We start from the raw sequence: 22256 nt of genomic DNA, 5'->3' as shown, positions 1-22256 counted from the left end.
CACCACGCTCCACGTCGAAGCCGTCGGCGAACTGCCGTCCCGAGACGTCCGCGAGGGGGCGTCACGATGATGGAAGCGCTGTTCCTGCTGGCCGACCTGTGGATGATCTTCGCCGGCTACTTCTACGGCTGGAGGTTCATCCGCCGGTACGGAAACTACCTTCTGGGCCTCGAGTGGATGGTCGTCGCCACGTCGGGCAGCAACTTCCTGCTCTGGTCGCTGCTCGGAGCCAACAGCGACAGCGTCCTGTACGACCTGGCGTACTTCTTCGACGCGTTCTCCAGGTCGGTCGGCATCACGCTCATCCTGGTCCTGGGCCTGATGAAGGTCACTCATCGCTACAAGCCGAGCCGCCGCGTCGACATCGCCGTGTTCGGGGTCGCGATCGTGGCCGCCCTGTTCCTCCGGCCGTTCCACGACGCGGATCTCCACACCGACCGTGGCGCGTTCTGGGTCGCCGTGTTCTACGTCGTCGTCAACCTCTGCACGGCCGTGTTCCTCTGCTACTTCGTCAAGCGGCTCTGGGGCGCGGGCGCGAGGTGGCCGGCGGTCTGGACGGGACTGGTCACGGCCGCCGCGACCACCACAGCCATCACGTACGACTTCTTCCCGCTGCCGTTCGACGACGCGAACCGCACGATCTTCTACACCGCCGCGCTGGCGACCTGGGGCACCCAGGCATTCGTCTACTTCCGCGCCTACCGCGCGCTGCACGACCACAACGCGGCCTCGGACGCGAACCCGACCCGCACAACCGGGGCCCTGGCCTGAACCCGTAACACGAACAAGGAGTCAGTATGGCGAAGAAGCACGTGTACGCGGTGGTGGACCCCGCCAGCGGCAAGCTGGTCAAGGAGTACCCCACCGCGACGGACGAGACCGTCGACGCGGCGCTCGACGCGGCGGCGGAGGCCTACGCGCACTGGTCGAGGCAGACCTCCGTGGCACAGCGCGCCCAGCTGTTGCACACCGTCGCCACCCTGCACAGCGAGCGCAGCCGACAGCTCGCCGAGATCATCCACCGGGAGATGGGCAAGCCGGTGGACGAGGCCGTCGGGGAGGTCGAGTTCAGCGCCTCGATCTACCGGTACTACGCCGAGAACGCGGAGAAGTTCCTCACCGACGAACCGATCGAGCTCCTGGAGGGAGAGGGCACCGCCTTCGTCCGCCGCCAGCCGGTCGGCGTGCTGCTGGGGATCATGCCCTGGAACTACCCGTACTACCAGGTGGCCCGGTTCGCCGCACCCAACCTCGCGCTGGGCAACACCATCGTGCTCAAGCACGCGTCGCAGTGTCCGGAGTCGTCCGCGGCTCTCCAGGAGCTGTTCACGGACGCGGGCTTCCCCCAGGGCTGCTACGTCAACGTCCACGCCACCGGCGAGCAGATCGGTCGCGCCATCGCCGACCCCCGCGTGCAGGGCGTCTCCTTCACCGGTTCGGAGCGGGCCGGCGCGGAGGTCGCCGCGAAGGCCGGGCGCAGCCTCAAGAAGGTGGTGCTCGAACTGGGCGGCTCGGACCCCTTCATCGTGCTGTCGACCGACGACCTCGACGCCACGGTCCAGGCGGCGGTCGAGGCGCGGTTCGAGAACGCCGGGCAGGCGTGCAACGCCGGGAAGCGCTTCATCGTCGCCGACGACGTCTACGACGCCTTCCTCGACACGTTCACCGAGAAGGTGCTCGCGCTGACCGACGGCCTGGCGCCGCTCTCCTCGGTCGCCGCCGCCGAGTACGTCGAGGAACAGGTCGAGCGAGCCGTCGACGAGGGGGCGACCTTCGTCTCCGCACGGCGGCGCGAAGGGGCGTACTTCCCTCCCGGCGTGCTGACGGGTGTCTCGCCGACGTCGCCGTCGGCCGCCGAGGAGCTCTTCGGCCCCGTCGCGACCGTCTACCGGGTCGGATCCGAGGACGAGGCCGTCGAGCTGGCGAACGGTACCCCGTACGGGCTGGGCTCCTACGTGTTCACGACGGACGCCGAGCAGGCGCTGCGCGTCGCCGACAGGATCGACGCCGGCATGGTCTTCATCAACGGTGTCGGCCTCGAAGGCGCGGAACTGCCCTTCGGTGGGGTCAAGCTGTCCGGTTTCGGCCGCGAGCTGGGCCGGGCGGGAATCGACGAGTTCGCCAACAAGAAGCTCATCCGCACCGCTCGGACGTGATCGCCCAGAACACGGAAGGAAGACTTTCATGACCATCGAATTCGACGCCGCTGTCTTCAGGACACCGAACGAACCGCTGACCATCGAGCGGGTGACGATCCCCTCGACGCCTCCGCCCGGCGAGGTGCTCGTGCGGCTCCAGGCGAGCGGAGTGTGCCACAGCGACCTCCACGTCCTCCTGGGCGAATGGGAGGCTCCTTCGCCGATGATTCTCGGCCATGAGGGAGCCGGGATCGTCGAAAGTGTCGGTGAAGGCGTCACGACGCTGAAGAAGGGCGACCACGTCGTGCTGTCCTGGACGCCTTCCTGTCGCCGATGCCGCTACTGCATCAGTGGCAGGCCCGTCCTCTGCGACATGGTCAGCCAGCACTCGGCGAACCACCTGTCGTTCGACGGTCGGTCCCGGATCGTGTCCGGCGACGGGGGCGACGTGCTCAGCTTCGCGGGCCTCGGAACGTTCGGCCAGTACACCCTCGTGCCCGAATCGGGCGCGATCGCCATCCGGGACGACGCCCCGTTCCCGCAGTCGGCTCTGGTCGGATGCGCCGTCACGACCGGGGTGGGCGCGGCCGTCAACACCGCCGGCGTGCGTCCGAGCGACACCGTGCTTGTCCTCGGTTGCGGCGGCGTCGGCCTGAACGCGATCCAGGGTGCCCGGCTCGCCGGCGCGCGGAAGATCATCGCCGCGGACATCTCAGACGAGAAGCTGGAGCAGGCGCGCGTCTTCGGCGCGACCGACCTGATCAACAACGGCCGCGAGAATTTCGCGGACCGGGTGCGACAGCTCACCGACGGACGCGGTGTGGAGATCGCCATCGAGGCCATCGGGCTGCCCCGCACCATCGAGTCGGCCTACGAGGTCCTGGCCCGGGGCGGCACGGCGGTGGTCGCCGGGCAGGTGGCGGACGGCCTGAAGGTCTCCATCGATCCCTTCGTCATGTCCGATCAGGAGCTCTCGCTCATCGGCTCGAACTACGGCTCCAGCAAGCCGGCTTCCGACTTCCCGTTGCTGATCGACCATTACATGAACGACCGCATCGATCTCGACTCCCTGGTGACGAGCGTGATCGGTCTGAAGGACGTCAACGAGGCATTCGACCAGATGAAGCGCGGCATCGGCATCCGCTCGGTGATCACGTACTGAAAGGCAGGGGCGATCTCATGGCCCTGGAATCATCACGCTCGGCCTTCGAGCGAGCCCGCCGCAGCGTCGGCGGGGGTGTGGGGTCGGGCCTGCGCGCCGCGATGCCTCCCCATCCGCTCTTCGTGCGCGAGGCGCGGGGCGCACACGTCTGGGACCTGGACGGCGACCGGTACGTCGACTACGTGATGGCCTGGGGTCCGCTCGTCCTCGGTCACAGCGACCCGCGCGTGCTGTCAGCGGTGTCCGAGGTCGCGCAGAAGATGCAGGTCGTCGGCACCGGCCACCCGCTGGAGTACCTCGCGGCGGAAGCGGTCCTCGAGGCCGTGCCGCACGGCGAGCGGCTGCTGTGGAGCAACACGGGGACCGAGGCGGTGCAGGTGGCGCTGCGCCTCGCGCGCGCCGCCACCGGGCGGCGCCGCGTCCTCAAGTTCGCCAAGAGCTACCACGGCTGGCACGACACCGTGTACGCCGGGATGTCCGAGGACGACTGCGATCGACCCGCCGCCCCCGGCGGGGCCGGGCAGTCGGCCAGCGTGCTGGACGACCTGGTCGTGGCGCGCTTCAACGACATACCTCTGGCCGAGCGCCTGCTGAGCGAGTCCGTCGAGCGCGACATCGCGGCCGTACTCGTCGACCCGGTGATGAGCAACGCGGGCGTCGAAGCACCCTCACCGCAGTTCCTGTCGACGCTGCGGACCCTCTGCGACCAGCACGGGGTCGTCCTCGTCTTCGACGAGGTGATCGCCGGGTTCCGGATCGCCAGGGGCGGGGCAGCCGAGAAGTACGGCGTGCTGCCCGACCTGTCCGTCTTCGGAAAGGCGATGGCCGGCGGCTTCACCCAGAGCGCCGTCGTAGGCCGGTCCGATCTGATAGATCAGGTGACGTCCGGGGTCGTTCACGCCGGAACCTTCAACGCCAACCCGATCGCACTGGCGGCCGTCGCGGCGACGATGCGCGTCCTGGCCGATCCCGCGGTCTACGAGCAACTCGAACGGATCTCGTCCGAGTTCGAAGCCCTCGTCGGCGCCGTTCTCGGCTCATCGCCCGACTTCGGCAGCTTCAACCGGGTCGGCTCGCTCCTCCAGTACGTCCCCGCCGGGGGCGCCACGGGGCTTCACGGAACGAGCGGGCTCTGGGCGGTGATCCTCGAAGGGATGCTGCGGCAGGGCTTCCTCTTCATGCCGTCCGGCAAGGTCTTCCTCAGCACGGCGCACACCACCGACGACGTCGAGGCGACGGCCGAGGCCCTCGACCGGCTCCTGCGGACGTTGTGACGTCCGCATCGAGTCACGTGTAACCCCCATCCGCTCCGAGCCAGGCCGCGTGTTCTGTTCCTCCGCGGCCTGGCCCGGTCCACCTTTCCGGAAATGGCACCATGCTGAACCTCTCGGTCCTGCTCGAGGACTCCGCCCGCACGCACCCGGACCGGGACGCCGTCGTCCTCGGCACGACGCGTCTCACCTACGCCCAGATCGACGCCGCCGCCAATCAGGTCGCCAACCTCCTGGTCGACCGCGGCGTCTGGCCCGGCGACAAGGTCGCGCTCAGTTGTCCGAACGTGCCCTGGTTCCCGATCGTCTACTACGGAATCCTCAAGGCCGGCGCCGTCGTCGTCCCCCTCAACGTCCTGCTCAAGGGCCGGGAGGTCGCCTACCACCTCGCCGACTCGGGGGCGAAGGCGTACTTCTGCTTCGAGGGCGGCGAGGGCCTGCCGATGGGTGCGGAGGGACACGCCGCGTTCACCGAGACCCCGGGCTGCGAGCACTTCTTCCTCATCACCGCCGACCCCGCGGCGGAAAGCCCGGTCGAGGGCGTCGAGACCATGGGCGCCGCACTTCGGGGCAGCGCGACGACGTTCGACAGCATTGGGACCTCGGGGGACGACCCGGCCGTGCTGCTCTACACCAGCGGTACGACAGGGCAGGCGAAGGGCGCCGAACTCAGCCACGCCAACCTGGTGCTCAACGCCCTCGCGGTCAATCAGCTCTTGGAGAACCGGCCGGCCCTGGACACCCATCTGGTCGTGCTGCCGCTGTTCCACTCCTTCGGCGCGACCGTCCAGATGAACGCCGGCTTCTCGACGGCGAGCACGCTGATGCTGCTGCCACGGTTCGACGCCCGGCAGGCGGTGTCCCTGATGCAGCAGGAGGACATCACCGTCTTCGCGGGCGTCCCCACCATGTGGTGGGGCCTGTTGCAGGCGCTCACCGACGACGTCGACGTGGAGAGGATCGCGAGGAACCTGCGCGTCGGCGTCTCCGGCGGTGCCTCGCTCCCCGCAGAGCTCACCAAGCAGGTCAGGGAGCGGCTGGGCGTCCAGGTCCTGGAGGGCTACGGCCTCTCCGAGACCTCGCCGGTGGTGACCTTCAGCGATCCGGCGCGGGAGCCCCGGCCCGGGTCGATCGGCGTACCGATCTGGGGCGTCGAGGTCAAGCTCGTCAACACGGACTGGTCGGAGGTCGAGGACGACGGCACGGGCAGCGCCATCGGGGAGATCGCGGTCAAGGGCCACAACGTGATGAAGGGGTACCACGGCCGCCCCGAGGCCACCGCGGAAGCGATCAGGGACGGTTGGTTCCGCACCGGCGACCTGGCCCGCAAGGACAAGGACGGCTTCTACTACATCGTCGACCGGGCGAAGGACCTGATCATCCGCGGCGGCTTCAACGTGTACCCGCGCGAGATCGAGGAGGTCCTGATGACGCACCCCGCGGTCAGCCTGGCCGCGGTCGTCGGCGTGCCGCACGAGAGCCACGGCGAGGAGATCAAGGCGTTCGTCATCCTCGAGCGTGGCGCCGAGGCCCGCCCCGACGAGCTGATCGCCTGGGGCAAAGAGCAGATGGCCGCCTACAAGTACCCGCGCATCGTGGAGATCGTGCAGACCCTCCCGATGACGTCCACCGGAAAGATCCTCAAGCGTGAACTCACGTGACCGGCGCGCCAAGGCATGGACATGGGTGGGAAGGACGGCAGATGACAGTGGATGAGGGCCGCCGGCAGGACACGTTCCCCGACGGGTCCGGTACGCGGACGGACGCGGTTCCCGGCTCGCTCGTGGCCGCCTGGAAGGCACGCGTGGCGAAGAGCCCGGAGGGCACGGCGCTCCGCTTCTTCGACGGTGCTCTGTCCGCGCGGGAGGTGGATACCGCGTCGGACGCCCTGGCCGCCGCGTTCGAGGCTCGCGGAACCGGCCGGGGTGATCGCGTCGGGGTGTACCTGCAGAACGTCCCGCAGTACGCGCTGGTGCTGCTGGCCCTGTGGAAGCTGGGGGCCACGGCACTGGGACTCAATCCGATGTACCGGCGCCAGGAACTCCGACGGATCATCGAGGACTCCGGGGCGGTCGGCGTCGTCTGCGCGGACGAGGACGTCCACGAGACGCTCGGCACGCTGGCGGGAAGCCCGGTGCGATGGCTGATCAGCACATCGGCGCGGGACTACCAGTCGAGGAACGATCCACGGGTCTTCGCGACGACGGAGCGCCACGCCCCGGCCCCGGACGGCGACCTGGTGGCCCTGATCGGCGAGTACCGCGGGCGCCGCCCCGCTCCGGTGGAGCTCACCCTCGACGACGTCGCGTTCCTGACGTACACCTCGGGGACGACGGGCCCGCCGAAGGGCGCCATGAACACCCACGGCAACGTGCTGAGCGTGGTGGCAACCTGCGCGTCGTGGATGGGTGTGAGCGACGGGGACGTCGTGTTCGCCATGGCCCCGCTGTTCCACATCACCGGGGCGGTGGTCAACGCGACGATCTCCCTGCTCACCGACACCACGCTGGTCCTGGCGGGTCGGTTCCATCCCGAGGTCGCCCTGGAGTCCTTCGCCGAGAACGGGGTGACCTACACGATCGGCTCCATCACGGCGTACAACGCGATCTACGAGCTGCCGCAGGCCGGACCGGAGCACTTCGCGTCGGTGAAGGCCCTGTACTCGGGCGGCGCACCGATCCCGCCGGCCACCGTCGAGCGGTTCCGGGAACGATTCGGCGTCTACCTCCACAACGGCTACGGGATGACCGAGACGACGTCCGCCGTCATCGCCGTGCCGCCGGGGGACAGAGCGCCGGTGCATCTGCCGAGCGGGACGTTGTCCATCGGCAAACCCCTGCCGCACCTCACCGCGCGTGTCGTCGACCCGAACGGTGAGCCGGTGCCGAGCGGGAAGCAGGGCGAACTCGAACTGAGCGGGCCTCAGGTCGTGCCCGGCTACTGGGACAAGCCCGAGGCCACCCGCCGGACCATGCCGGATGGCCGGCTCCGTACCGGCGACGTCGCCGTCATCGACGAGCAGGGCTGGGTCTACCTGGTGGACCGGCTCAAGGACCAGATCAACGTGTCCGGGTACAAGGTCTGGCCGCGCGAGGTCGAGGACGCGCTGTACGAGCACCCCTCGGTCCTCGAGGCCGCGGTCGTCGGACAGCCGGACGCCTACCGCGGCGAGACCGTCGTCGCCTACGTCTCGCTCAAGGCGGGCCTGAACGCCACGGCCGAGGAGCTGATCGCCTTCTCCCGCGACCGGCTGGCCGCCTACAAATGCCCCCGCACGATCCATTTCCTGTCCGACCTGCCCAAGACACAGAGCGGCAAGATCCGGCGGGCCGAGCTCCGCGGCCTCGACGGCCCGGGGCCGGATTCCCCCTCGAAGGACTGATCCATGAGCGAGAACCACACCGACCGGGGCCGCTTCTCGGGCCGCACCGCCGTCGTGACCGGAGCGAGCCGGGGCATCGGTCTCGCCGTCGCGGAACAGCTCGTCGCGGAGGGGGCGCGAGTATGCCTCACGGCCCGCAAGGCCGGACCGCTCGAAGAGGCCGCCGCCACGCTTCCCCCGGGCAGCGTCATCACCGTCGCCGGCAAGGCGGACGACCCCGAGCACCGCCGCGAGGTCTTCGACACCGTCGCAGGCGAGTTCGGCGGGCTGGACGTCCTCGTGAACAACGCGGGCATCAATCCCGCGTACGGTCCCGTCGTCGGCCTGGACCTCGACGTCGCCCGCAAGGTCCTCGAGGTCAACGTCCTCGCCACCCTCGCCTGGGTGCAGGACGCCGTGGCCCACCCGAAGCTCGGCTTCACCGAACGCCGCGGCACTGTCGTGAACCTCTCCTCCGTCACCGGCGACACCCCGTCACCCGGCATCGGCCTCTACGGAGTGAGCAAGGCGGCGGTGTCCCACCTGACCAGGACCCTGGCCGTCGAGCTCGGCCCGGAGATCCGTGTCAACGCCGTGGCCCCCGCCGTGGTGAAGACGCGGTTCGCCGAGGCCCTGTACGAGGGCAGGGAAACCGAGGTGGCCGCCGAATACCCCCTGCGGCGTCTGGGCGTGCCGTCCGACATCGCCTCCGCCGTGGCGTACCTGGCCTCGGAGGACTCCTCCTGGGTCACCGGCCACGTCCTCACCGTCGACGGCGGCCTCACGGTCGCCGGCGGCACCGCGTAACGACCTCGCCCCTCCCACAAAGGACAGCCATGACTTTCCCTCACCTTCCGCCGGAGATAGCTGATCTGCGTGAGCGCACGCGCCGGTTCATCCGTGAGGTCGTCGTCGACGCGGAGCCCGTACCGGGCGGACGTCTCGACCAGGCCACCCGGGACCGGCTCCAGACTGCCGCGAAGGAGGCCGGTGTCTTCGCGCCGCTCGTGCCGAAGGAGTACGGCGGGCAGGGCCTGCCCATCGAGCACTGGTCGCCGGTCCTCCAGGAGGCCGGCTACTCGCCGATCGGCCCCAGCGCGCTCAACTGCATGGCCCCCGACGAGGGAAACATGCACATGCTCAACGTCATCGCGACCGAGGAGCAGAAGAAGCTGTATCTCGCGCCTCTGGCGGCGGGGGACGTCCGGTCCTGCTTCGGCATGACCGAGCCCCACCCCGGAGCGGGGTCCGACCCGGCCGCTCTGCGGACCACGGCCGTGCGCTCCGACGGCGGTTGGATCATCGACGGTCACAAGCGGTTCACCAGCGGTGCCGTCGGTGCCGGGTTCTGCATCGTCATGGCGCGCACCCCGGCCGTCGACGGCTCCCCCGAGGGGGCCACCATGTTCCTCGTCGACATGACGAACCCCGGGATCAGGGTCGGCGAGGCGATCCACACGGTCGACCGTTCCATCGACGGCGGCCACCCGCACCTGTACATCGAGAACTGCTTCGTCCCCGACGACGCGGTCCTCGGCGAGGTCGGACTCGGCTTCCGGTACGCGCAGGTACGGCTCGGCCCCGCGCGGCTCACGCACTGCATGCGCTGGCTGGGACTGGCCCGGCGGGCACACGACATCGCCCTCGACCGGGCCGCGAAGAGGGAGCTGTTCGGCGGTCCGCTCGACTCGCTCGGCCTGGCCCAGCACCTGATCGCCGAGTCCGTGATCGACATCGAGACCTCCGACGCGATCATCACCAAGACCGCGGCGCTCCTGCACACCGACCCGAAGGCGGGCTCGGCGATGTCCTCGATCGCGAAGGTCCACTGCTCGGAGGCGATCTACCGGGTGATCGACCGCGCCATCCAGATCTGCGGCGGCGACGGCGTCTCCGACGGCCTCCCCCTCGCCCAGTACCTGAACGAGGTCCGCCCGTTCCGCATCTACGACGGCTCCAACGAGACCCACCGGTGGGCCATCGCCCGCCGAGCCTCGGCCGGCCGGCGCGCCGCCGTCCAGGCTGGTGAGCGATACCTGGGCGACGCCGTCGTCGGCCGGGACGGGGGCGCGTGATGCACACCGTCCCCGACGGCGTGGAAGTCGTCGCGAGCCGCGAGCGGGCCCGTCACCTCGACAGCCCTCCGCTCCTGGTCCTCGACGCGGTCACCGCCTTCCTCGACACACATGGCATCGGCAGCGGACCGATCGCGTGGCAGCGCATCGGCGACGGCCACTCCAACGTCACCTACCTGATCGAACGCGGCAGCGAGTCCGTCGTCCTGCGTCGCGGCCCGCGCCCGCCGCTGCCGAAGTCGACGCACGACATGGTGCGCGAGGCCCGCATCCAGAAGATCCTCCACGGGCACGGGGTGCCGGTGCCGGAGATCCTCGCCGTCTGCGAGGACGAGTCGCTCCTGGGCGTGCCGTTCTACCTCATGTCCCGGCTCGACGGCACGGTCATCATCGACACGATTCCGGCTCACCTCTCCCCCGCCGTGGAGCGCCGAGCCACCAGCGAGACGGTCGTCGACACCCTTGTCGCCCTGCACGCCATCGACGTGAGCCGGGGGGAGCTCGCCTCCCTGGGCCTGCCCGAGGGGTATCTCCGGCGCCAGGTCGACAGGTTCCGCAGCCTGTGGGAGGTCAACACCACCCGCACTCTGCCCGCGGTGGAGCGCATCGCGGACTGGCTCGCCCGCAACCTTCCGACGAGCCAGGCTGCCTCGGTGGTGCACGGCGACTACCGCATGGGCAACCTCATGTTCGCCCCACAGGCCCCGGCCAGGGTCCTCGCGATCCTCGACTGGGAGATGGCCACGCTCGGCGACCCGCTCGCGGACCTGGGGTACCTCACCGCCACCTGGTCCGAGGCCGGCAGCCCTGCCACCCCGCTCGAACTCACCAAGGTGACCCGTTCACCCGGCTACCTCACCCGGCGCCAGCTGGCAGAGCGCTACCAGCGCCGCACAGGCCTCGATCTCACCCCGCTCCCCTGGTACCAGACCCTCGCCCTCTGGAAGGCGGCGATCTTCTGCGAGGCCATCCACACGCGCTGGCAGCGTGGTGAGCGTCCTCATGACACGGTCTTCGGACCGTCGCTCGAAACGGGTGTGCCCCGGCTCCTGGAGCGGGCCGGGCGATACGCCAGCCTGACGGCGACCAGCCGCCGCTGACACCCAACGCGCCGCGGTACGAGGCTCTTCGTCAGCCTCCCCGCGGCCAGGCCGTCTTGCTCTGACATCACGCCGAGGCCGCCGTTCGTCGCAGAGCCGGCGCGACCTCCCCTGCGGACGCCGCGCCGCCGTCGAGCCCCCGTGGTCGCAGACACGGCTTCCGACCGGTACGGAGCACGGCTGCCCGGCTCCCTCCCGCCCTCGACGGCTGCAACCGTCCCCGCGCCCCCTCGCGCCGAGTCCGTCTTCCTTGTTCTTCCTGAGAGAGGTCCCGTGCCCTCCGCACCGCCGCTAGGGGCGCGGTCGTCAGCGCCTTCCTCGTCTTCATCGGCCTCTGCCTCCTGTGGGTCTTCACGCTCGCCACGCAGGACGACGACCCGGAACGCCTCTACGTCGCCGGCCGGTCTCTCCCGCCCGTCTTCAACGGCGTCGCGATGGCGGGGGAACAGATCACGGTCGTCATCCTGGTCTCACTGCCGGGAGCCATCGCCCTCTTCGGCTACGACGGAGTCTCGACCGCCGTCGACAGCGCCCTCGCACTCGGCGTCTTCCTGCTCCTCGCCCTCCAGGATTCGCGCGACCCGCCGCTACACCCTGGGCGAGCTGTTCTCCCTGCGTGCCGAGGGGCCGGGAGCAGGGATCGCCGGTGCGGTGGTGACGCTGTGCATCGCCGTACCCCTGCTCATGGTGCAGCTGCGTGCCGGCGGCATCACCGCCGCCCTTCTGATCGGCATGCCGAGCGAGCGGGCCCAGGTGGTGTGCACAGTGCTGATGGGGTTCCTGATCACGTGCTTCGCGGGGGTGGCCGATCTGCGCGGCACCAGTTTCGTCCAGGCCGCCAAAGTGCCCGTAGCCCTGGCGACGCTTGCCGCGGTGACCCTGCTGGCGCTCCGCTCCTTCGATTGGAGTCCCGGATCCCTGCTGTCGGCCGCCATGGACAAGAGCGTGTCACCGGGCGAATACCTCAGCCCCGGACTGTGGGCGCACTCCGCCGGCGTCGGACCGCTCGGCACGCTCAGTGACCACATCGCCGTCATCCTCGGGACCGCGATGATGCCCCACCTACTCCTGCGCGTCAGCGCCAGCCGGGACGTGCCCGCCGCCCGGCGCTCACTGAGCGTCGCGGTCGGGCTGAGCGGCCTCTTCTACCTGCTCCTGATCGCGACCGGCTTCGCCGCGACCGCGGTGGTGGGCAGCGGACGGATCGGGGCGGTCGACGCGAAGGGGCAGGGAGCCCCGATCCTCCTGGCCTCGGAGGTCCTCCCCCACCACTCCACCGGCCGGGTCGTGCTCATCACCCTCATGGCCTGTGTCGCCTTCCTCGCGGTGCTCACGGCCGTGGCGAGCGTGACCTTCGCCGCCGCCGTCTCCGTGACCCGCGACCTGCTCGGGCGGGAGGGGCGCACCCCGGATCGGGATCGGAGAGCCGGCAGTCCTGCGGCTGTCCGTCGTCGCGCTCTGCGCCGTGAGCCTTCTCCTCACCACCGCCGTGCACCGCTATCCCATCGAGTTCCTCCTCACCTTCTCGCTGAGCCTCGCGGCCACATGCGTGTGCCCCGCGGTCGTCTACTCCTTCCTCTGGACCGGCTTCAACCGTCACGGGCTGCTGTGGCTCGTCTACGGCGGGCTGTCCCTCTGCGTACTCCTGACCCTCGCCTCCCCCGCCGTGTCCCGGACGAAATACGCGCTGCTGCCGGAGCAGGACTTCAACCTGTTCCCCCTCCACACCCCCGCGCTGGTCTCCGTGCCGGCGGCCTTCCTCCTTGGATGGCTCGGCAGCGCGCGTCCCTGGGAGGGGGCCGCACGCACCCGGCGCATGGCGCCGGGACCCACTTCTGCTCGTAGCGCCCCCGGAGCTCGCATCGACTCCGGCAAGGACGCCGTGAGCGGATAGTTCCGCCGTGCCCGCGACCGGACTGTGCATCGTGCACCGGGCCCGGGCGAAGCAGGTGCCCGCTGTCGTTCTCGCCTGCGGTACTGGCTGGCGACAGTGAGACGACCACCACAGGAACAACGCGGAAACGCCATGACCACCGAGCCCACCTGACCGTCGCGGGGACGCTGTGCAGGAGTCCCCGGAAGACGGAACGCCCGCGGCTGATCGAACGGCCGATCAACCGCGCTTCAGATCGAGAAAGAGGACGCACATGACGACACAGAAGAAGGCCCAGGCGCTGACGTCCGTGGCGAACGACACGCCGGCGGAGGAGATCCTCAAGATCGTGACCCGTGACGGCGGCGTCATCATCAAGGGCTTCCTGACGCAGGAGCAGATCGTCCGCTTCAACGCCGAGATCGAGCAGCCGCTGCGGGCGCTCGCCCCGGGGTCCACCCACGAGAACGAAATCGTGGCCGCGTTCCACGGCAGCAACACCAAGCGCCTCACGAACCTGGTGACGCACAGCGCCACGTTCCGCAGCGAGGTCATCGACCACCCCCTGGTCCACGAGATCAGCGACCTGGTCTTCCTCCAGGAGTCGGGCACGTACTGGATGACCACCGCACAGGTGATCGAGATCGGCCCCGGCAACAAGGCGCAGATGCTCCACCGTGACCTGGAGAACTGGTTCCCGTTCATCGGCATGGGACCCCGCGGCCCGGAAGTCACCATCAACTTCCTGGTCGCCCTGACCGACTTCACGGAGGAGAACGGCGCCACCCGCGTCATCCCCGGAAGCAACCACTGGAGCGACTTCGAGGACCGCGGGACCCCCGAGCAGACGATCGCCGCCGTCATGAACGCCGGAGACGTCCTTCTCTTCAGCGGCAAGACCGCGCACGGCGGCGGGGCGAACCGGACCGGCGACGAGTACCGGCGGGGCCTCGCCTTCGCGTTCAACGCGGGCTTCCTCACCGGCGAGGAGGCGTACCCCTTCCTCGTCGACAGGGAGCTCGCCAAGACGCTTTCGCCGCGCGTCCAGCGCGTGCTCGGCTTCCGCTCCCAGTACCCGACGGGCTCGCCCGGCCTGTGGCAGGTCGACTACTCCGATCTGAGCGACTACCTCGGCCTCTGAGACCCGAGCCGATCAGAAGCTGCCGCAGCTGTCCGAGGAGCGCGCGTCATGACATTCCCGTACATTCGCACTATGGGAACCGGCGTCGATGCGTTCCTCGGTCAGCTGGCCCGGCACCTCAGACCGCAGGTGGAGAAGCTCTCCGGCCTGCTGCTCCAGCGCCTGAACGGCGAACTCCCCGAGCTGTGGGAAGACGCGGACATCGCGGCTCTGACACTGGAGGAGACGGCCCAGCACGTCACCGCCCTTCTGGATCTCCTGGAAGCCCACCCCAGCACGAGCACGTCGAAGGCTCCTCCGGCCGCCTTGGACATTGCCCGCCTCTACGCCCGGCGGGCCATCCCGGTGAGCCGACTCCTCCGTGCCTACCGGCTCGACCATCTCAGCCTGCTCGAACAGCTGCAGGCCGAAGCTCCCCGCCTCACCAGCGACTGGCGCATGATCAACCAGGCCACGATGAGGCTGGTCACGATCGGTTTCGACTACGTGGACCGTTCCTCGGAAGAGGTCGTCGCCGCCTACCAGGAGGAACGCGACCGTCTGCTGCAGCGTCGGCTCGCCCTCACCGACAGGGCGAGCAAGCTGATCGGGACCACGCTCGACATCTCCCGCACCGCGGAGGAGTTGACGGAGGTCTGCACCGAGGACTTCGCCGACCTCGTCACCGTCGACCTCTTCGACTCCGCACTCGACGAAACGGGCACCGGTTCGCCGGAGGCCCTGAGGCAGCGCCGCGTCGCCCAGCGCTCCGTCCTCGACGGCTGTCCGGAGTCCCTGCTCCGCGTCGGTGAGACCCACGCCTACCCCGACGACTCGGAACCGGTTCGCGCACTGACCACCGGAAGATCCGTCCTGCACCACATCGCGGGGACCGAGATGCCCACGTGGGTGGCGCCGTCGGAGTCCCACGGCCGAGTGCTGCGCGACCTCGGCCTCCACTCCGTACTCCTCGTGCCTTTGCACGCCCGTGGGGACACCCTCGGCCTGGTGCAGTTCGTACGCCATCGCACCTCAGTGCCCTTCGACGACGACGATCTCCTGCTGGCGCAGGAGATCGTCTCCAGGGCGGCGGTGTCCATCGACAACGCCCGCCGATACACCCATGAACGTTCCACCGCACTCGCCCTCCAGCGAACCCTGCTGCCCCGGAACACGGTGAAACACTCGGCCGTCGAAACGGCCTCGCGTTACCTGCCCGCCGGGTCCCGCGCCGGCGTGGGCGGCGACTGGTACGACGTCATTCCCTTGTCCGGGGCCCGTGTGGCGCTGGTCGTCGGCGACGTGGTCGGTCGCGGCCTGCACGCCGCCGCCACCATGGGCCGGCTCCGCACAGCCGTCCGCGCTTTCGCCGACATCGACCTCATGCCCGATGAACTCCTCACGCATCTCGACGACGTGGTCATCCGCATGCAGCGCGAGGAGTCGGCGGACGAGGGCGAGACCAGCGCCACCTGCCTGTACGCGATCTACGACGCCGTCTCCCGCCGGTGCTCCCTCGCCAGTGCCGGCCATGTCCCGCCGACCGTGGTGACCCCGTCGACGATCGGCGAGGCCACCGGGACCTCCAGGGAGGTCGGATTGCCGGAGGTGCCGATCGGACCGCCCCTCGGCCTGGGAGGGCTCCCTTTCGAGACGACCGAGTTCGAGCTGCCGGAGGACAGCCTGCTGGTCCTGCACACCGATGGGCTGATCGCGGGCCGCACGCGTGACGTGGACCTCGGGCTCGCCACGCTGCACGATGTCCTCACCTCGGCACCGGACTCTCTGGAGGAGACCTGCGACCAGCTCCTGGCCGCATTGTTGCCCAGCCGCCCCGCCGATGACGTCGCTCTGCTCGTCGCCCGGACCCATGCCCTCGACCCGAACCACGTCGCCACGATGGACCTCCCGTCCGATCCGGCAGCCGTGTCCGGTGCCCGCCGCTTCGCATCCGACGTCCTGGCGACCTGGGGGCTGGAGGAAATGGCCTTCACCACGGAGCTGGCCGTCAGCGAACTGGTGACGAACGCGATCCGCTACGGCAAGAGCCCCATCCAGCTGCGACTGATCCTCCAGTCGACGCTCACCTGCGAGGTCTCCGACGCCAGCAGCACGGCCCCACATCTGCGCCGCGCCCGGATCTTCGACGAAGGCGGCCGCGGCCTGCTGCTGGTGGCCCAGTTCACCCAGCGCTGGGGCACGCGACACGGACGCGAGGGAAAAGTCATCTGGGCCGAGCAGGCTCTCCCCACGGGCAGCGGACCGACCACCTGACGAACGAGACACCGATCGGACCGCGAAGGCGGGAGGCCGGAGGGTTCGCCAGGGCGGTGGCCAAGCAGCGGGCCGGGGCATCCTGCCGCCGCCCTCACCGGCCGAGAGGCGACAGCCCTGTTGCAGGCCCCCTGCCCGCGGTCCAGCACCGCGACCGTGCCGGCCACGATCACCGTTTTGAAGACGAACCCGATGGTCGCGTGGGCCGCCACCGTCCGGCGCATCTCCCGCGACAGCACCGTGACGTCCGTCGCGCCGAACGTCGTCATGACCGACAAGGCGACGTACACATAGTCTGCCCGGGCCGCCGTCTCCCCACCCGGAAAGTCCAGCGCCGGAAGGGCCACACCCACCTCTTGATCACCAGGGAGCTGGAGGCGGCGGGCCGCACGATCGAGGCCCAGTGGTGGGCCGGTGAAGGCCGCCGACCAGCCCCGGAAGGGCCGGTGCGGCGGCTCGGTGCTGGTCGACGCGCACAAGGGTGTCGAGCTGGTGGACGAGCCAGGCTCGCCGTCCTGAACGGAGCTGCACTCGAGCGATGAAGCGGCTGCCAAGACACACCGGACTCGACGCCTCCTCAATGGGCGCGGCGGACGCGGGCGAGGACCAGAACCGCGTCGTCGGCCGGCGGGGCGGGCAGCAGGCTCGCAAGGATGCGGTCCGCCATTGCTTCCAACGGGCCTGAGGTCCTGCCCAGTTCGGCGCGCAATGCCTTCAGACCGACCTCGAGGTCCGCGCCTCGCGTCTCGATGAGGCCGTCGGTATACAGGGCGAGACTCGCGTTCCCGGGGAGTTCGATCTCGATCGTCCGGAAAGGACAGCCGCCGACGCCGAGAGGGACTCCCAGGACGTCGTCGATGGTCTCCACTGTGCCGTCCGGCCGGAGTACCAGGGGCGGGGGGTGGCCGGCGCTGGCGATGCGGGCTACTCCGCTCTTCGGGTCGTAGACGATGTACAGGCACGTCGCCAGCTCGATGCCGGCCTCCTGGGCGCATGCGTCGAGCTCGGTGAGGAGGTCGTCGGGCTCGCTGTCGTGCCTGGCCAGAGCCTTGGTGGTGATACGAAGGCGGCCCATGGCGGCGGCGGCCGACACACCGTGCCCCATCACGTCGCCCACCACGAGAACGACTCGGCCGTCGGGCAGGCTGATCACGTCGTACCAGTCGCCGCCGACCTCGGTGATCCGACTGCCGGGCACGTACCGGTGGGCCACGTCCACGTACGGGCTGTTCGCCAACGCGCTGGGCAACAACGCCCGCTGCAGAGTGAGGGCGATGTCCTGGACGCGGCTGTACAGACGGGCGTTGTCCAGGCAGATCGCAGCCCGTGAGGCGAGCTCACTGGCCAGGCTGACATCGTCCCGGGTGAAGGCCGGCCGGTCCGTGGACCGGCCGAACATGGCGATTCCCTGGACCGTACCCCTGGCGATGAGCGGGGCAACGAGGACGCAGGCCAACCCACTCTCGGCGAAGAGCCGTGCGCGTGACTCGATGAGGACGGTCCGGGCCAGGAACTCCTCGTTCACCACGGCGGAGATGGCGCGGCCGGTCCTCAGCATGTCGTGGATGACGGAGCCGGGCGGATACCGCACCGTCTCCACCCCACTCACGAGTTCGGTGGCCGGAGGGGGCAGGATCGTCCCGGAGGCGATTCTGCGGGTGAACAGCGGTCGTGCCGGGTCAAAGACCTCTGCCTCGTCCATCCACTCCACGACTTCGACCACGGCGCCGTCGCAGAAGTCCGGCATTGCAGCGTCGACCAGCTCCTGGGCGGTGACGTTCACGTCCAGGGTGGTCCCGATGCGAGTGGAGGCCCCGTCCAGCAGAGCCAGCCGTCGACGGCTGGCGGTGGCTTCCAGGATGGCCTGCTCCCGGTCGGTCACGTCCAGCATCAGCCCGCCCACTCCGGGGCGCGAGCCGGCCGCCTGGCTCAGGGGGAAGAAACTCACCGACCGCACCTGGTCACGGTCCGGATGCCCCCGCGGACGCATGCCCACCAGGGTCCCCACGACCGGTGCTCCGCCCAGGGCGACGCCGCGGAGCATGCGCTGGTACTCACCATCGTCGGACATGATCATGATTTCGTCCATGCGCCGCCCGAGGTGGGCCTCGATCGGCACACCGTCCATGTCGGCGAGCGCCTGGTTGAGATGGACGTACCGGAGGTCCTGGTCGAGCATGACCAGACCGATGGGGCAAGTCTCGAAGAGGGCGTCGAGGAAGGCGAGGTTGGTCTTGACCCGATCGAGCTCGTCACTACGGCTCGCCAGGACCATCACCACCGAAGGTCCGCCGGATCCGGTCACGGAGAAGGCCCGGAAGCCGCAGTCGAAGACGGTGCTGTCACGATGCCGGGCCGGCAGCCGCCCCCTCCAGTAACCCTGGTTCCGGCCGCGCTCGGTCAGCCGGGCGCACGGATCGGGGGAGCCCCGGGGCCCGTCGGCGAAGAGAACGGCGCCGGGCCTCGACAGGACGGCGGTGGCGTCATATCCGAAGAGGTCCCGCGCGCCGGGCCCCCAGTAACAGACGAGGTCCCCGTCATCGAGGCCGAAGACGGCCACGGGCACGTGCTCGAGCAGCGTCCCCGGCTCGGACCAGAACGGGCCGTGGGTCTCCTCGCCCCCCGGCCGAGCCGATGGCACGAGATGTCCCCTTCCACTCACCGTTCCACCCATTATCCGGACACCATGGGCATTCCGCGGCGCGAAGTGCGCCGGGGCGAGGATTGAGCCAAGGGAAACGCCCCGCCCGCCGGTGGCCGGCTCAGCGCAGCAGGGCGGTAACGGCGGCCGGCACGTCGTTGGACTCGTCCCGTCCACCCCTCCATTTTTCTGAACCAGCATGACTTCTTGCACGGCGTGTGGGCGTGGGATCCCCATCGGCGCGGCGGCGGCCCGGATCCTGCCCGCGCCCCCACGTCCGCGCCACACACTCGCTCCGCGGAAGGGCCCGGATCGCCGGCTCGGCGACCGTCGCTCCCCGCTGCCGACGGCCCATAGAGGTTAGAAGATGGAGTATGAGCCACCTACTTGGACGCGTCCGACGTCGGCTGCTCGGCTCAACCACGAGCTCTTCCTCCCCCTCTCGGCGTCCCCGCTCAGGAAGCCACCAGGAGCGTCAGGAGCACGCCCAGCCCCCTGAGGGAGAGGCGCGGCGGCCGCAGCGTCTGTCCTCCCTTCTGAGCATGCGCAGCGTGGCCGGCGAGGTGTTCCTCCTGCAGCTGGCCGTCGTGGTGCTGCTCGTCGCCGCCGCGGTGGTGGCGCTCGTGGTGCAAGCCCGGAGCGCCGGCATGGTGGACGCCCGGCACCGTACGCTCGCCGCCGCCGGAACGTTCGCGGAATCTCCGGGAATCGTCGCGGCCCTGCGCAGCCCCCATCCGAGCGCAGTGCTACAGCCGAGCGCCGAGGCGGCCCGGAAGATCGCCGGGGTCGACGGCATCAACGTGTACACACTCTCCGGGGTCACCCTCGCCCACAGCGACGCACGGCAGATCGGGAAGCACGTCGTCGGCCCCTTCTCCAAGGCGGTGGCCGGCCAATCCTTCACCGAGACCTTCGAAGGGTCCTTGGGGCAGTCCGTGGTCTCGGTGGTCCCCGTAAAGGACGCCGACGGCCGCGTCATCGCCATCGTCTCCTCCCCGGTCACGGTGCAGAACGTGCAGAGCATGGTGAACCGGCAGCTGCCGGTCGTCCTCGGCAGTGCAGCCGCGGTGCTCGCCCTGTCCGCGGGCGGAACCGCCCTGGTGAGCCGTCGGCTGCTGCGCCGGACGCATGGCCTGGGACCGGCCGAGATGACGAGGATGTACGAGCACCACGACGCGGTGCTGCACGCGGTGCGAGAGGGCGTACTGATCGTCGGCGGCGGCGGACGGCTGCTGCTGGCCAATGACGAGGCGCGGCGGCTGCTGGACCTGCCGGTGGACGCGGAAGGGCTCCCCGTCACGGACCTTGGTCTGGAAGAGGGGATCGCCGATCCGATCGCATCGGGCCGTTCCGCGACCGACGAGCTGCACATGGCTGCCGATCGGCTGCTGGCGGTGAACATCCGGCCCACCGCGCCCTACGGGCAGGCCGGGACCGTCGTCACGCTGCGGGACACCACCGAGCTGCGGGCACTCTCCGGCAGGGCCGAGGTGGCCCGCGAGCGGCTGAAGTTGCTCTACGACGCGGGGATGCAGGTCGGAACGACGCTGAACGTCGAGCGCACCACGGAGGAACTGGCGGAGGTGGCGGTCCCACGGTTCGCCGACGTCGTCACCGTCGACCTGCTGGACCCGGTGCTGCGTGGCGAGGAGCCGCCCGAAGCAACCACCGAGATGCGCCGCACCGCCCGCGTCGGCCTTCAGGGCGACCACCCCCTCTACCCCGTCGGCCAGCTGATCCGGTTCGTTCCCACCAGCCCCATGGCCGCCGGGCTGGCCGGCAGCCGCGCGGTCCTGGAGGCGGACCTGCGCGCCACCCACGGCTGGCGGACCCAGGACCCGGCCAACGCCCTGCAGATCCTGGACCGCGGCATCCGCTCCCTGATCGCCGTGCCCCTGCGGGCCCGGGGCGTAGTGCTGGGGATGGCCGGCTACTGGCGGACCCAGGACTCCCCGGCCTTCGACGAGGAGGACGTGTCCTTCGCCGAGGAGCTGACCGCCCGGGCGGCGCTGTCCGTCGACAATGCCCGCCGCTACACCCGCGAGCACACCATGGCCGTCACCCTGCAGCGCAGCCTGTTGCCCCGCGGCGTACCGGAGCAGTCCGCCGTTGAGGTCGCGCACCGCTATCTGGCCGCCCAGGCCGGTGTGGGCGGTGACTGGTTCGATGTCATCCCGCTGCCCGGCGCCCGAGTGGCCCTGGTGGTCGGCGACGTCGTCGGCCACGGTCTCCACGCCGCCGCCACCATGGGCCGCCTGCGCACCGCCGTGTACAACTTCTCCACCCTCGACCTGCCCCCGGACGAACTCCTGAGCCACCTGGACGAGCTCGTCGCCCACATTGACACCGACGAGCAGGAGTGGCAGGGGATCACCGGAGCCACCTGCCTGTGCGCCCTCTACGATCCCGTCTCGGGGCAGGTGACGGCCGCCACCGCCGGGCATCCGGGCCCCGCTCTGATCCTTCCCGACGGAACCGTGTCCTTCCCCGAGGTGCCGGTCTCCCCGCCGCTGGGCCTGGGCGAGGGCCTGCCCATGGAGACCATGACGGTCACCCTGCCCGAAGGCTCCCGGCTGGCACTCTTCACCGACGGGCTGATCGAGAGCCGCGACCGCGATCCGGACGCGGGCCTGGCAGCGCTGCGCGCCGCTCTGGCCGGGCCCGCCCGCACCCCGGAGGAAACCTGCACCGTGGCGATCGACGCGATGCTGCCCACCAGGCCCAGCGACGACGTCGCGCTGCTGGTGGCGCGCACCCGCCGACTGGACCCCGCGCGGATCGCCGAGTGGGACGTGACCCCCGACCCCGCGGCGGTGTCCCCGGTGCGCAACGCCTGCGCCCGCCGACTGGCGGACTGGGGCCTGGAGGACATCGTCTTTACCACGGAACTCATCCTCAGCGAGCTGATAACCAACGCCATCCGCTACGGCACCGAGCCCATCCGGGTGAGGCTGCTGTACGACCGCAGCCTGATCTGCGAGGTCTCCGACGGGTCCAGCACCTCCCCGCACCTGCGCCGGGCCGAGGCCACCGACGAGGGCGGTCGCGGCCTGTTCCTCGTCGCGCAGTTCGCCGAGCGCTGGGGCACCCGCTACACCGCCCGCGGCAAGATCATCTGGAGCGAGCAGGCCCTCCACGACGGGGCCGCACCGCCCGCGATGGATCTCGGGGAGGCGCTCCTGGCCGGGTGGGACGACGAGGGGTTCTGAGAACGTGCCGGTGCGGCAGCCGCAGGGAAGAC

At 70.0% G+C, this 22256-nt stretch carries 14 protein-coding genes and 2 pseudogenes; 14 read left to right on the top strand and 2 right to left on the bottom strand.

Annotated features, from left to right (window positions below):
• The first annotated feature begins 66 nt into the window (after positions 1-66).
• From ACZ3IJ_RS01460 to ACZ3IJ_RS01400, 13 genes and pseudogenes are all read left to right on the top strand, one after another.
• Positions 67-771, top strand: a complete 705-nt coding sequence (locus tag ACZ3IJ_RS01460) for a transporter (RefSeq protein WP_467465591.1) — start codon at positions 67-69, stop codon at positions 769-771.
• Positions 772-797: 26 nt separating this feature from the next.
• A complete protein-coding gene (locus ACZ3IJ_RS01455) occupies positions 798-2156 on the top strand; it encodes an NAD-dependent succinate-semialdehyde dehydrogenase (RefSeq protein WP_467465590.1) in 1359 nt (452 codons plus the stop codon).
• Positions 2157-2184: 28 nt separating this feature from the next.
• Positions 2185-3300: a Zn-dependent alcohol dehydrogenase gene (locus tag ACZ3IJ_RS01450; protein ID WP_467465589.1), complete on the top strand. Its 1116-nt coding sequence runs from the start codon at positions 2185-2187 to the stop codon at positions 3298-3300.
• 17 nt (positions 3301-3317) lie between these two features.
• Positions 3318-4574, top strand: coding sequence for an aspartate aminotransferase family protein (locus ACZ3IJ_RS01445; protein WP_467465588.1), 1257 nt, complete (start codon positions 3318-3320; stop codon positions 4572-4574).
• Positions 4575-4675: 101 nt separating this feature from the next.
• Positions 4676-6232, top strand: coding sequence for a long-chain-fatty-acid--CoA ligase (locus ACZ3IJ_RS01440; RefSeq protein WP_467465587.1), 1557 nt, complete (start codon positions 4676-4678; stop codon positions 6230-6232).
• Positions 6233-6273: 41 nt separating this feature from the next.
• Complete coding sequence (locus ACZ3IJ_RS01435; protein WP_467465586.1) at positions 6274-7953, top strand: class I adenylate-forming enzyme family protein; 1680 nt, start codon at positions 6274-6276, stop codon at positions 7951-7953.
• A 3-nt stretch (positions 7954-7956) separates the two neighbouring features.
• Positions 7957-8739 carry an SDR family oxidoreductase gene (locus ACZ3IJ_RS01430; RefSeq protein WP_467465585.1) on the top strand — a complete coding sequence of 261 codons (783 nt, stop codon included), beginning with the start codon at positions 7957-7959 and terminating at the stop codon, positions 8737-8739.
• A 29-nt stretch (positions 8740-8768) separates the two neighbouring features.
• A complete protein-coding gene (locus tag ACZ3IJ_RS01425; RefSeq protein ID WP_467465584.1) occupies positions 8769-10007 on the top strand; it encodes an acyl-CoA dehydrogenase family protein in 1239 nt (412 codons plus the stop codon).
• A complete protein-coding gene (locus ACZ3IJ_RS01420; RefSeq protein ID WP_467466252.1) occupies positions 10007-11107 on the top strand; it encodes a phosphotransferase family protein in 1101 nt (366 codons plus the stop codon). The genes ACZ3IJ_RS01425 and ACZ3IJ_RS01420 overlap by 1 nt, the downstream gene beginning before the upstream one ends.
• Positions 11108-11248: 141 nt before the next feature.
• Positions 11249-12433, top strand: a pseudogene (locus tag ACZ3IJ_RS01415) (sodium:solute symporter family transporter); the annotation flags it as partial.
• Between the two features lie 139 nt (positions 12434-12572).
• On the top strand, positions 12573-13001 hold the full coding sequence (locus tag ACZ3IJ_RS01410) for a hypothetical protein (RefSeq protein WP_467466276.1): 429 nt from the start codon (positions 12573-12575) through the stop codon (positions 12999-13001).
• Positions 13002-13254: 253 nt separating this feature from the next.
• The gene (locus ACZ3IJ_RS01405) at positions 13255-14121 is read left to right on the top strand and encodes a phytanoyl-CoA dioxygenase family protein (RefSeq protein WP_467465583.1); all 867 of its coding nucleotides are present in this window, start codon (positions 13255-13257) and stop codon (positions 14119-14121) included.
• Between the two features lie 48 nt (positions 14122-14169).
• Entirely contained in the window at positions 14170-16374 is a 2205-nt protein-coding gene (locus ACZ3IJ_RS01400) for an ATP-binding SpoIIE family protein phosphatase (protein ID WP_467465582.1), read from the top strand.
• 221 nt (positions 16375-16595) lie between these two features.
• On the opposite strand, the pseudogene ACZ3IJ_RS01395 reads toward ACZ3IJ_RS01400, so the two are convergent.
• Positions 16596-16664, bottom strand: a pseudogene (locus ACZ3IJ_RS01395) (DUF1345 domain-containing protein); the annotation flags it as partial.
• A gap of 287 nt (positions 16665-16951) precedes the next feature.
• On the bottom strand, positions 16952-19015 hold the full coding sequence (locus tag ACZ3IJ_RS01390) for a SpoIIE family protein phosphatase (protein WP_467465581.1): 2064 nt from the start codon (positions 19013-19015) through the stop codon (positions 16952-16954).
• Positions 19016-19557: 542 nt separating this feature from the next.
• Between ACZ3IJ_RS01390 and ACZ3IJ_RS01385 the strand changes: the two genes are divergently transcribed.
• Positions 19558-22224, top strand: coding sequence for a SpoIIE family protein phosphatase (locus ACZ3IJ_RS01385; RefSeq protein ID WP_467465580.1), 2667 nt, complete (start codon positions 19558-19560; stop codon positions 22222-22224).
• Positions 22225-22256 lie beyond the last annotated feature (32 nt).

It is taken from the genome of Streptomyces sp. NPDC013317 (genome assembly GCF_055563155.1).
Note: the sequence above shows the minus strand (reverse complement) of the source record. Positions and strands in the feature narration are given on the sequence as shown.

Bases quoted from the DNA above. Each gene is read 5' to 3' on its own strand.
- ACZ3IJ_RS01460 (WP_467465591.1), top strand. From the start codon at position 67: ATGATGGAAGCGCTGTTCCTGCTGGCCGACCTGTGGATGATCTTCGCC.
- ACZ3IJ_RS01455 (WP_467465590.1), top strand. From the start codon at position 798: ATGGCGAAGAAGCACGTGTACGCGGTGGTGGACCCCGCCAGCGGCAAG.
- ACZ3IJ_RS01450 (WP_467465589.1), top strand. From the start codon at position 2,185: ATGACCATCGAATTCGACGCCGCTGTCTTCAGGACACCGAACGAACCG.
- ACZ3IJ_RS01445 (WP_467465588.1), top strand. From the start codon at position 3,318: ATGGCCCTGGAATCATCACGCTCGGCCTTCGAGCGAGCCCGCCGCAGC.
- ACZ3IJ_RS01440 (WP_467465587.1), top strand. From the start codon at position 4,676: ATGCTGAACCTCTCGGTCCTGCTCGAGGACTCCGCCCGCACGCACCCG.
- ACZ3IJ_RS01435 (WP_467465586.1), top strand. From the start codon at position 6,274: ATGACAGTGGATGAGGGCCGCCGGCAGGACACGTTCCCCGACGGGTCC.
- ACZ3IJ_RS01430 (WP_467465585.1), top strand. From the start codon at position 7,957: ATGAGCGAGAACCACACCGACCGGGGCCGCTTCTCGGGCCGCACCGCC.
- ACZ3IJ_RS01425 (WP_467465584.1), top strand. From the start codon at position 8,769: ATGACTTTCCCTCACCTTCCGCCGGAGATAGCTGATCTGCGTGAGCGC.
- ACZ3IJ_RS01420 (WP_467466252.1), top strand. From the start codon at position 10,007: ATGCACACCGTCCCCGACGGCGTGGAAGTCGTCGCGAGCCGCGAGCGG.
- ACZ3IJ_RS01405 (WP_467465583.1), top strand. From the start codon at position 13,255: ATGACGACACAGAAGAAGGCCCAGGCGCTGACGTCCGTGGCGAACGAC.
- ACZ3IJ_RS01400 (WP_467465582.1), top strand. From the start codon at position 14,170: ATGACATTCCCGTACATTCGCACTATGGGAACCGGCGTCGATGCGTTC.
- ACZ3IJ_RS01385 (WP_467465580.1), top strand. From the start codon at position 19,558: ATGCGCAGCGTGGCCGGCGAGGTGTTCCTCCTGCAGCTGGCCGTCGTG.